Annotated in this window: 8 protein-coding genes; 4 read left to right on the top strand and 4 right to left on the bottom strand. The window is 42.6% G+C overall.

Annotation, left to right across the window (positions count from 1 at the left end; translation table 11 throughout):
- Window positions 1–7 precede the first annotated feature (7 nt).
- On the top strand, window positions 8–1,057 hold the full coding sequence (gspK, locus tag QL982_RS05385; RefSeq protein ID WP_290162254.1) for a type II secretion system minor pseudopilin GspK: 1,050 nt from the start codon (window positions 8–10) through the stop codon (window positions 1,055–1,057).
- A gap of 228 nt (window positions 1,058–1,285) precedes the next feature.
- Here gspK and QL982_RS05380 read toward each other — a convergent pair whose 3' ends face one another.
- The 4 genes from QL982_RS05380 to ychF all read right to left on the bottom strand — a co-directional run bounded on the left by QL982_RS05380 (window position 1,286) and on the right by ychF (window position 5,368).
- Window positions 1,286–1,966 (bottom strand): TetR family transcriptional regulator, encoded by a 681-nt coding sequence (locus QL982_RS05380; RefSeq protein ID WP_290164138.1) that lies wholly within the window; start codon window positions 1,964–1,966, stop codon window positions 1,286–1,288.
- A 104-nt stretch (window positions 1,967–2,070) separates the two neighbouring features.
- Entirely contained in the window at window positions 2,071–3,486 is a 1,416-nt protein-coding gene (locus QL982_RS05375; RefSeq protein ID WP_290164139.1) for a deoxyguanosinetriphosphate triphosphohydrolase, read from the bottom strand.
- A 79-nt stretch (window positions 3,487–3,565) separates the two neighbouring features.
- Window positions 3,566–4,147, bottom strand: coding sequence for a hypothetical protein (locus QL982_RS05370; protein ID WP_290164140.1), 582 nt, complete (start codon window positions 4,145–4,147; stop codon window positions 3,566–3,568).
- Between the two features lie 129 nt (window positions 4,148–4,276).
- Window positions 4,277–5,368, bottom strand: coding sequence for a redox-regulated ATPase YchF (gene ychF, locus QL982_RS05365; protein ID WP_110923079.1), 1,092 nt, complete (start codon window positions 5,366–5,368; stop codon window positions 4,277–4,279).
- 440 nt (window positions 5,369–5,808) lie between these two features.
- On the opposite strand from ychF, the gene QL982_RS05360 reads away from it, so the two are divergent.
- The 3 genes from QL982_RS05360 to QL982_RS05350 all read left to right on the top strand — a co-directional run bounded on the left by QL982_RS05360 (window position 5,809) and on the right by QL982_RS05350 (window position 11,909).
- Entirely contained in the window at window positions 5,809–7,989 is a 2,181-nt protein-coding gene (locus tag QL982_RS05360) for an ATP-dependent helicase (protein WP_290190207.1), read from the top strand.
- A gap of 128 nt (window positions 7,990–8,117) precedes the next feature.
- A complete protein-coding gene (locus tag QL982_RS05355; RefSeq protein ID WP_290190206.1) occupies window positions 8,118–10,538 on the top strand; it encodes a TerB N-terminal domain-containing protein in 2,421 nt (806 codons plus the stop codon).
- A 48-nt stretch (window positions 10,539–10,586) separates the two neighbouring features.
- Window positions 10,587–11,909: an ATP-binding protein gene (locus tag QL982_RS05350; protein ID WP_290190205.1), complete on the top strand. Its 1,323-nt coding sequence runs from the start codon at window positions 10,587–10,589 to the stop codon at window positions 11,907–11,909.
- The last annotated feature ends 15 nt before the right edge of the window (window positions 11,910–11,924 follow it).

Raw genomic sequence — 11,924 nt, 5'->3', positions numbered from 1 at the left:
TATGTCTATGACCGCAAACTCTCAGCGCGGTGTTGCGCTGCTCACTATTCTACTATTGGTGGTCAGCATTACGGTGGTGGCGGGCGCGATGCTTGCTAGTCAAAAGATAGCAATTCGACGTAGTGGCCTGCTATTTGATCAAAATCAGCTGATGCAAGATATGAATGCTGGTCAGCAGTTAGCCATCACAATGATTCGTGCTGACAACAAGCTGAATGACACAGATAGCCAGCAGGATATTTGGGCCCAGCCAATACCGCCTTATCTTTTAGCCAATCATAGTATCAGCATCGAATTACGTGATGAAGCCAGTCGTTTTAATATTAATAACTTATATCAAAATGGTGCGGTTAATAGTGCCTCTGTTGCCACATTCCAAAGGCTTTTGACACAGTTAAATCTAGAGCCTGATATTGCCACTGCTATCCTTGACTATCAAGATGCGGACAGCGAAGTTTATCAAGATGGTGGTGATGAGAGTGTGGTTTATTCTCAGAAATCGAGTGGCTCAGCGGATAAAACCTTACCCAATCAAGCACTAGTCAGTGTCGATCAGTTGCAAGATGTTCGGGGGATAAGTGAGGAAGTGCTAGCGACATTGCGCCCTTATATTACTGCGGTTCCTTATGATGTGCCTATCAATATCAATACTGCCAGTCCAGTCTTATTGGCGGCATTGATAGATGACGCAACCAGTCAACAGATGCAAGCACTGGTTGATGTGCGGGAAAAGCAGGCGTTGGCCTCTATTGATGATGTGTGGCAATTGCCGATATTTGGTAGCTTAAATGATGAGCAAAAAAAAGCGCTAACACCACTGCTCGCATTTGATAGCCAAGCATTTATGGCGCTTATTACAGCGACTGATAATGGCAGTATTGGTCAACAAAGACAACGATTTTCCACCGTGCTCATTAGCAAAATAGCGACTGATGCTAGCGAGGGGCAAGGCAGTAATCCCAATAACAGCATTGCTAAAGATGGTACTGACGGTAAAAAGACCAAAGAAATTAAAGTGGTGACCCAGCGTTTATGGGCATTTAGACCCAGTTTTTAACGTTGAATCACCTAAAGTAATCTTTGTCAGTACCCTAGGGCGTGTCCTCAATTCAAACGAGTGTCCTCTAAATGGGCTAAAAACAGCTAAATTTTGCCAAACATCGTCAAATAGTTGGTCAATATCTCGATATTATCTGCACTATTTTCCTCGTTTGACGGCAATTTATCTCATTTTTATCACCATTTTTAAAATGAGGACACGCCCTAGATAACTGTTCGACACAGCCTAATCTTTTAAGCACGTTTCTTCCGTAGATTTCCAGTTATAAGCCCCATAAAACAACATCTGTGCTTGGCGGGTGCAGTTATGTAGCATCAGCTGTTTATTTTCTTCGATTTCGTCTAGATCAATTTCGTCATCATGATCTTCCGTATAGGTCAGCTCCAACCAATCAATAATCCAAGAAAAGAACATATTTACGCCAGCTTCAGCCAATAGACGGCGGTCATAAGCATTGATATGCGTAAAAGCGGGCTGTAATGCGAGGTCGTCTGCCAAGCTTTGAGCGTGTTTTTTAATCAACTCATTAATGGCTTTTCGTACGGCTTCTGATCCACCATAACGCTCACTGACCAAAAACTGCCAGTAATAAGGCTGATCGCTGACCATATACAAAAACAGCTGAATACTTTTGGCTATCTGACGATCAAAGCTACGCTTGCGACCAATCTGGAGGCTATCACTTAACGTGGCTAGTGTACCGCCCAATTCCTCAATGACCAAAGCGCGCCCGAGCGACTCCATGTCATCAAAATGGCGATAAAATGCCGTTGGCACAACGCCAACCTCGCGCGTTACTTGTCGGAGACTGATAGAGCTAAAAGATTGCCCTGTCATACATAAATCGAGCACGGCGTTAAAAAAGGCGTGCCGAGTTTGAAGTTTCTTTTGTTCGCGACTGCTCATAATATTTCAAAATTGTCCAGTAGGTGTTTATCATACTCATTTCAACGCATAAATACGACTGAAATACGTCATTCGTGTGAATTTACCAAACCTGCACGGGTTTTTTAAACCATTGTGCCCCAATGACCCTGCAATTCTTGCGCCAATCGATATGCTTCATGGTCATTCATGCCAGTAATAAAATCTAAAATATTTAAAATATTGAGATAGACATTGTCTGACAATACGCGGCGATGTTCGTCAAGATGTGGCTGTAGCAATCTTAACAGACGTTGCTGCTCAAAAGACATCGGCAGTTGCGTAGTAGCAGATTCAGAGCCAGTCCAAGCGAGCGGCATAAAGGCATTCAATAGGCTATGCAAGCATTGATTGGCCATCAGCTCCATTCTTACTTTGCTCGGATGATTAAATATTTTTTCGCGTGCCAGCTGCTTAGCTTGATTGATACCATTCTGTACACTGGTATCGCAATGGGTAAATAGGCTGCCTTGCAACGTGCCAGCTAGTAATGCATCACTGTTGGCTACAAAAGCATCGGTGACGGTATTGACCAAACGCATCATGGCTCGTGCCCGCAGGGAGGCGAGACTTTGTCTGACAGACATATGCGCTGGCAAGTTTACGCTGCTTGGACGCTCACCAATCAGCTCATAAAATATCGTGGCAACTTCGCCATAGGTTAGCATATTCAGATTGATGCCATCTTCTAAATCGATTAGCGCATAACAGATATCATCTGCCGCTTCTAGCAGGTAAGCCAATGGATGGCGCGCAAAGCCATCATGTTGCTCTGAGCGCGGTAAATGCAAACACGCAGCTAACTCTTCTAGTTGAGACGCCTCGCTATAAAAGCAGCCAAATTTTTGCACGTTATAATGGTTGTCATTGACATCGTTACTGTGAGTTGCCAACCAAGGGTACTTCATAAAGGCACCTAAGGTCGCACAAGTAAGGCGCATGCCGCCTTTATCCGGATGGTGCTCATTATTGACGAGTAATCTAAACCCTTGCGCATTACCTTCGTATGCCAGTAGGTCTAGCTGCTCGTGGTGGCTCAAGGTTTGCAAAATTGTCTGCGGCTCAGGCAACCTGAACCAGTCCCGAATGGCGTATTCTCCTGCATGACCAAAAGGCGGGTTGCCAATATCATGAGCGAGGCAGGCGGCTTGTACAATGACACCAACATCCGCTGGCGAGATACCTGCTGGTAGGCCATTGCCTAATTTATCATGGAGCTTCTCTGCTGCCATCATTGCTAAAGAGCGTCCAATACAGGAGACCTCAAGTGAATGGGTTAAGCGAGTATGAATGCCGAGCTGATTGGTCAACGGATGGACTTGGGTTTTTTGATTGAGCTGACGAAAGGAATGCGAAAACACCAATCTGTCATAGTCTTTATGAAACTGAGAGCGAGTACTTGTATTGGCATTGAATTTTTTGGCAGCGCCAAGACGCTGTGAGTTGAGAAGGTGAGACCATTGTGTGGTAGGAGACGGCAAAGAGGTTGGTGTACTTAGCATATTAAACATCCGAAACCAAGGGAGCCTATAGCATAGCAAAATAGCGCCCTTGATACAGATATATAGTCAGAGAACTACATTAAGATTTCTGGCAGTTAAAAAGGATGTCTTCCTCGTCGATAGCCACATTGCTGTCCAATGTTTTATTGAGCAAAGTTGCCTTGTCACCACTTACTTGCCATATGATGCCATGAGTATCATCTAAGCCAATATCACTCGTATAGATGGCCTTATCAGTGTCACTATTAGCAGCAGCTGCTAAATCGTACTCGAGACCATCGATGAGTAGAGTCGCTGTCTGTGGCGTACTGTCGTTACCGTAAGAAACCCCAATAGTAGCAGTAGGCTCACAAGAGAATGGCGTGCCTGCACTGGCATGGTCATGACCCTCATGTCCTTCATGATCGTGTCCTTCATGTCCTTCATGATCTTCGTGATTGTGCCCTTCATGTTCTTCATGATCATGACCTTCGTGCTCACCTCCCTCATGTTCTTCGTGCTCATGTGTTTCATGATCATGGTCGGCATGTTCATCCATTTGTACCACGTCTTCAGATTTTGTCGTTTCTGTACTAGGTTGACAGCCCAATAGTGAACCTGTCACCACACTGCCTATGAGCGCAGCACCTGCGAGTTTAGAAAAAGAGAAATAAGCAGCCATAATATAAACCCTCAAATAAGTAAAAATAAAGATATGTTATAATATAACAATTAGTATGTAAAATAAAGCCGATGATGGAGAATCTCCAACATCGGCTTATTAACTTTAAATGCTATTTACCGCTTGAAGTTATACGTTAAAACGGAAATGCATCACGTCGCCATCTTGCACGATGTATGTTTTGCCTTCCAGACGCGATTTACCAGCAGCGCCTGCGCCTTTTTCACCGTTGTATTCGATGAAATCATCATAAGCAATGACTTCGGCACGAATGAAACCGCGCTCAAAATCAGTATGAATAACGCCAGCAGCTTGTGGGGCAGTTGCGCCAATAGCGACAGTCCAAGCACGTACTTCTTTTACACCAGCGGTAAAGTAAGTTTGCATATCAAGTAAGTCATAACCACCACGGATTACTTGATCAAGACCGGCTTCTTCCATATCCATCTCAGCTAGGAAGTCTTTTTTGTCGTCTTCATCAAGCTGAGCGATTTCAGATTCGATTTGATTGCATAGCGCGATGACGATAGAGTCTTCACCAGTGGCATAGTTGCGAACGGCATCAAGGTAAGGATTGTTTTCAAAACCATCCTCAGAGACGTTAGCAATATACATGGTTGGCTTTAGCGTGATTAAACCATAGCTTCTGATGAGTTTTTTCTCATCTGCATCAAGATTGGCGGCGCGTGCTGCCTGACCATCTGCTAATAATGGTTCAATTTTTTTGAAGATATCAAGCATAGCACCAGCGTCTTTGTCACCGCCTTTGGCTTTTTTAGTTAAGTTGAATATAGCGCGCTCAACGGCTTCTAAATCTGCCAATGCAAGCTCGGTATTGATAGTTTCGATGTCATCAATTGGGCTAACGCGGCCATCAACGTGGACGACATTGTCATCATCAAAACAGCGTACAACATGAGCAATTGCATCAGTCTCTCGGATGTTGGCTAGGAACTGGTTGCCCATGCCTTCGCCTTTTGACGCGCCTGCGACTAGACCTGCGATATCAACAAACTCCATCGTCGTTGGTAGCACGCGTTCAGGATTGACGATATCAGCCAGTTTCTTTAGGCGTGGGTCTGGTACTGGTACGATACCCGTATTGGGATCTTTGGTACAAAATGGAAAGTTTTCAGCGGCGATACCCGCTTTGGTCAATGCATTAAACAAGGTGGATTTACCCACATTTGGTAGGCCGACGATGCCGCAATTAAAACCCATAACATTCTCTCAATGTATTAATAAAATCAGTTGGTATAAAGTTTGGTTAAATGATAAATCAAAATTGGGCACATTGTAGCAAATTTACCGGAATAGGGGTGAGGTTGTTGTATTGTATACTGAGATTTTGCTTCTTCTCATTACTGGCAATTTTGCTATTTTAACGATTATGGTAAGCAGGTTGATGATAAAAGCAGGCTATATTTGAGGCTTGAAAATGAACAAGGTTAATTAATACGAGTGACACATAGTTTATGTGAGCTGATAAACCCTATTTTTTAATATGGTAAACTGTCACGTATAGATAACGGCTTAAATTTCACGAAAATTCAGCACATATATTCTGCTAGGTTTAGCAAATCATACTTATTCTAAAGCTATAAACAGTCAGGCATAAGCTGATAATATCGCCAAAATAAAATGTAAGGCAAAATCCTATAATGACTACCACGATTTTTGACACGCGCCACTATAACTATCCGCAGAATTTCATGGAGATTAAGCCCAAGCTAGCACGTCTAGAAAAAGCGATTAAAAAGCTAGAGGCAAATTTAATCGATGCTAATGACGATGCCAATATTGAGCTGTTAAAAGAAAGGCTGAATGATGAATTAGGATTAAAAATAGATTATGCCCGTGAGTTAAATCCTGACCAGTTATTAGCAGCCACAACTATCGAAGGCAAGGTGCTAGTGATTGCTGGTGCAGGCTCAGGCAAGACTAAAACGCTCACGTATCGCACCAGTTATTTGTTAGAGAACGGGGTCACGCCCAAAAGTATCTTGCTACTGACCTTTACGCGTAAAGCCGCAAATGAAATAAAAGATCGAGCTAAGTCTTTGCTAGCAAGCAGCTTGTCAGACGAAGAGCTGGCTGAGGATAGGCTACCAACTGATAAAGCATTAAATAGCATCACTAGTGGTACTTTTCACTCGTTTTGTAATATGTTACTACGTCAATATTCAGGGCTGCTCGGTATCAATCCAAGGTTTACCATTTTAGATACAGGCGATAGTGAAGATGCCATCGATTTAATTCATAAAGAAAAAAAGTATCCTGCGCAAACCAAAAGCCAAGCCTTTCCACGTAAAAAGACGCTACAAAATATCATTTCTAGCTCTCGGAATAGACGCATTCATATCCGCGACTTAATCGAAAGCAGTTATCCTGATATCGCCGTACATATTCCGATTATCGAGCAATTGGCAGTCGATTTTCATGAGTATAAGCGTGCCAACCATCTCTACGACTTTGACGATATTATTAGCCAAGTCGTGCGCCACTTAAAGACCAATGATGCCTTTCGCCAAATGCTACAAAACCAATATCGCTATATCATGGTTGATGAATATCAAGACACCAATATTCCGCAAAAGCAGCTGATAGATTTGATTTGTGAGCCTGAGTCGGTATCACTGATGGTGGTCGGTGATGACAATCAAAGTATTTATGCTTTTCGCGGTGCCAATTACGAAAATATTTTATTATTCGGTGAGACCTATCCTGATGCCAAGCTGATTAAGCTTGAGCAAAACTATCGTAGTACGCCTGCTGTTTTGGATTATATCAACGCCTTGTCAGCGCAAATCACGCTAGGCTATCAAAAGCAACTGTACTCTGGCGCATCGATAAGTGGGTACAAGCCAGTATTTAGCCGCCTAACCAATGAGACAAAAGAAGCCAAATATATCGCTGATAAAATCATAGAGCTAAAGTCAGATCATGATTACAATGATTTTGCGGTACTGTGCCGTACGTCGTTTCAGTCCAACTATGTCCAGCTAGAGTTTATGGAGCGTCATATTCCATTTATCGTGGTGGGTGGTATTAAATTCGTTGAAAGGCGACATATCAAAGACGTTTTAGCCTTTATTAAAATTCTTTACAACCCCAATGATACGATTGCTTGGCATCGTATTTTGACCTTGTTCCAAGGCGTTGGGACAGTCACCGCGACGCGTTTGACCCAAGCGATTAATGCCGACAACAACTCCTTTGAACCACTACTCACAGCGAAGTTTGCTAAAAAAAGCGAACAGCTTGCGCCTTTATACAATACGCTGACCAAGGCAAATCAGGCTGAATCAGTAGAGATGATTATTGAGCATATTTTAGAGTTCTATATTCCTGTCTTAAAAACGATTGAAGAGAATTGGCGGGAGCGTAACGAGGACTTTCGTGTGCTCAAAAACTTGGCAACAGAACACAGCAGCCTTGATAATTTCTTAGAAAATTTGGCACTCGATCCACCCAATGATTCGGTCGCAACGACCAGTAAACCAGATGATAATGACAGTGATAAAGTCACCATCTCGACTATCCACAGTGCGAAAGGACTAGAGTGGCCAGTGGTGTTTGTCAATTCATTGGTCGATGGTATCACGCCGCACCATCGCTCGTTGGATGACTTTGAGGAGTTGGAAGAAGAGCGTAAATTATTCTATGTTGCTTGTAGTCGAGCCAAGACCAGACTGTATCTAACGGCACCTGATTATTTTGCTAGCTATTCAGGGTATTTTGACAAGCCGTCGCGGTTTATCGCCGAGCTGTCTGTAAATGAAGTGACGGTAGAGACAGCTAAAAAGCCTAGAGCAGAAAATGATGACCCAGTGTGGTGGTGAAGGGTATTGTAATTCGATAAATAATATAAAAATACAGGCATAATTAATGCACGTTTGTTGTTAGAATAGTATTGGCGACTGATTCTTTATACCAACCTTCGTACTACTTAGCATGGACTTTATAATTAATGAAGAATTTCATCGCCGATGTAAAGGCACTCTTTAGACAAAAATATGATGCCGATGCTCAAGGTAATAAAACAACAAAGCCCGCCTTTATAGACTTACCACCTGATATAAAGCCCGATAACCGACATAGAGTAAGTCAGTCTAGTCAAAATGACGATACAGATGATTTCGCGTCATTTATCATCTCATCTGGTAAATCTAACAATGCTTCTGGTGTTTCAGCCAATAAGCAGTTAGGACGCTGGTTCAAAGAAAACGAAGCCTTTAATATTAAAGGACGTTCTATTGAGCGCGGTTTTCATTATGTTGGCGGTCAGCTTACAATGCTAACGGGGTTTGGTATTGAACCTTCGCTAGTCGATGATAGTTTACCTGCCAGCTCTCCAAACGTCATCCACAGTATATCGCCAATTTATCATGATGAATCGCTTGGTTATTGGCCAAGTTACGAGCGTTTGTCCGTTAAATGCCGAGGTACTTATCTTGATTGGCTAGCTTCAAATCGCGCGCATCCAAGTACGCCTATTGGCTATGTGTTCATTTATTTTGGCGGTTTTGAGCGCCGTATTATTGAACATATTAACGATGATGTTGTCTCCGATGCTGAGTTTATGGCTATCTATGAAGAAGTGACACGACTCAATCGCATCTATGGCAGCCAGTCTGCTTCGTTCGACAGTTATTCAGCACATTTTTTAGCGTTTATGACCCTTATTCGGTCCTTGTTATTTGAAGATAAAGCGCAAACAGGGGATTTACTGCCACCGCCTTTCACTAGCCAAAACCTAAAATTTAAGATGCATTTGGCAAAGACGGTAGCGTTGCAATTGCCTATTCCTGCATCATTAGCATGGGAGTGGTTGGTATATTCTAATGAATACAATTTTAAAACTCCCGCCAAGCGCTGTGAAGCGGTGTTTAAATCGTTATTCGCAATCCTTTACCAAGATATTTACCAAAACGGTTTCGTAGTTTCTGCCAATAAAACTAGGCTTAAGCTCAGCTATAACGCTGCCAGTCGTTCTATCGTTAGCGTAGAGCTTACGCTTGATGACTTGCCAGACCCAAGCATCCTGCGAGCGCCTGTCAAAAAAATTATAACTATCGCTGAACAATGCAATGATGCTTTAGATGCTTACAGTCGTTATTTGGGCAAGGAGGATAGCTCGGCTGATGACATTGCCGCTATCATGTTATTACCTAAGACGCTTATTTATCAGCAAGATTATTTAAATGACAACCCTACTATTAGAAAATTTAAAACATGGGCCCAGTCCATTATAAAACACAATGAAGGGCTAACAACGACTAAAGAGTTATGGGCATATTTGGATGAGCCCTTGCCACAAACATCTAGCAAAACGCTGAGCAAAAAACAAAACGAGCTGATTATCCATTTGGTAGAGCTTGCTGGTTTTGGTATTGCTCCAGACCAACGTTATCATCAGACGCGCTTACAATCGGACGGTTATGCTGTGTTATTTGCTGGCGGTCATGGTGCGCATTGTGAAGATTTTGAACCGAGCTCATCGTTCTATCAAGTCAGCCTAGCTATGAGATTAGGGGCAATGGTAGCGACTATTAATGGCTATGTTGATAAAAGGGAAGTGGATACACTATTGACGCTGCTCAATCAAGACAGTCAACTGACCACTATTGAAAAAGGCTCTCTGACCGCTTATTTGCTATGGCAGTTAAATACCCCAGCAAATATGGCAGGTCTAAAAGCGACATTGGCTGATCTTGACGACCAATATATTGGCTTTATCAGCCGCTTTATCATTACCGTTGCTTTAGCGAATGGCAATATTGAACCCAGTCAAATCAAACAAATCGAAAAGTTATATCAAGCTTTAGGTCTGGATAGAACGATGGTGACTAGTGATATTCATCAGCTGACGACGAATAAAAAAGTAAACATGGGCATAAATAATGCGCCTGAAACCAAAGACAATAGCGACAAAAATAGCCGTTCATTTAGTTTTGATGCCGAACTATTGGCGCTACATGAACGTGAGACCGCAGTGGCTAAAGCGATGCTAAGTAAGATCTTTGCTGTAGAAGATGAAGAAAGCGAAGATGATATAAAAGAGAGTGTACTATTAAAGATAAGCAGTAAGACGGTGACTGAGCATCAGAGTAACGTGCCTGTTAACAATCATAGTTCAGGTAATGAGGTGATCATAAACGGATTAGATAGTAGTCACAGCCAGCTGTATCAAGAGCTTATTAGTGCCGAGGTATGGCAACGTGAAGCCGTCAACGAATTATGCGAATCGTTAAATCTAATGATAAATGGCGCTATTGAAACTATTAACGACTGGGCATACGATAAAGTTGATGCACCTGTATTAGAAGATGATGATGAAATGGTCGTTGATTTTGAGATTGTTGACGAGTTAAAAGCGTTGAATTCATAGCACATAAAAGCTAGCACACTAAAAATAATAGATTAAAAAGGAATAAAGATGAGTGGTAAAAAAATTAGAGCCAAAGAACGCGACGCGATTATCCAGTCGCTCAAGGCTGGCGTTACCCCCAAAGTTGGTATTCAGCATATCCAAGTGGGACGTATTAATGAGCTCAAAGCTTTGATAGATGATATTGAACGTGTGGCTGCTGGCGGTTCTGCATTTCGGCTGATTATTGGGGAATATGGGTCGGGGAAGACTTTCTTTTTGAGCGTGGTTCGCGCCATCGCACTTGAGCGTAAATTGGTCACGGTGAATGCGGATTTATCGCCTGACAGACGTATTCAAGCATCGTCAGGCCAAGCGAGGAATTTATATTCTGAGCTGATGCGTAACTTATCAACGCGCAATAAGCCTGATGGCAATGGGCTTGCCAGTGTAGTTGAGCGTTTTATTACCGAAGCACGCAAACAAGCGGACAGTAGCGGAGAAGCTATCAGTGACGTTATACAGAAAAATTTAGCTGAATTGACTGATTTGGTAGGCGGTTATGATTTTGCAAAAGTCATTGAAGCTTATTGGCAAGGACACGAAGAAGGTAATGACGAGTTAAAAGTCAACGCTATTCGCTGGCTACGTGCAGAATACTCTACTAAAACTGATGCCAAAAGAGACTTAGGCGTGCGCACGATTATCTCTGATGCTTCCTTTTATGATTCCCTAAAAATCATGAGTTTATTCGTTCGCCAAGCTGGTTATCAAGGATTACTCGTTAATTTGGACGAGATGGTCAATCTATATAAGCTCAATAGTACGCAAGCGCGTCAAGGTAACTATGAGCAAATTCTGCGTATATTAAATGACTGTTTGCAAGGTACGGCTGAGAACTTAGGGTTCTTATTAGGGGGTACTCCTGAGTTCTTACTCGACCCGCGCAAGGGTTTATATAGCTATGATGCCTTGCAAACTCGTTTAGCGGACAACAGCTTTGCCAAGAAGGCAGGGGTTATTGATTACTCATCTCCCGCATTACATTTAGCTAGTCTAACGCCAGAGGAGCTTTATATCTTGCTGAAAAACCTACGTCACGTTTATGCGGGCGGTGATGAGTCTGCATATTTAGTGCCTGATGAGTCACTACAAGCTTTTTTGCAACACTGTAGCCAAACGATTGGTGATGCTTATTTTAGAACGCCACGTAATACCATCAAGGCATTTTTAGATATGCTAGCTGTCATCGACCAAAACCCTACGATCTCATGGGATCATCTCATTCATTCGGTAGCTATCGACCCTGAGACGCCGTCCGATATGGACATCGATATGAGCGACCTTAGTGACATGGATGAAGATGATGGACTTGCAGACTTTAGCTTATAAGTTTGATATATCACT

This window comes from Psychrobacter sp. 5A.1 (assembly GCF_030407455.1).
GTDB lineage: Bacteria > Pseudomonadota > Gammaproteobacteria > Pseudomonadales > Moraxellaceae > Psychrobacter.
Note: the sequence above shows the minus strand (reverse complement) of the source record. Positions and strands in the feature narration are given on the sequence as shown.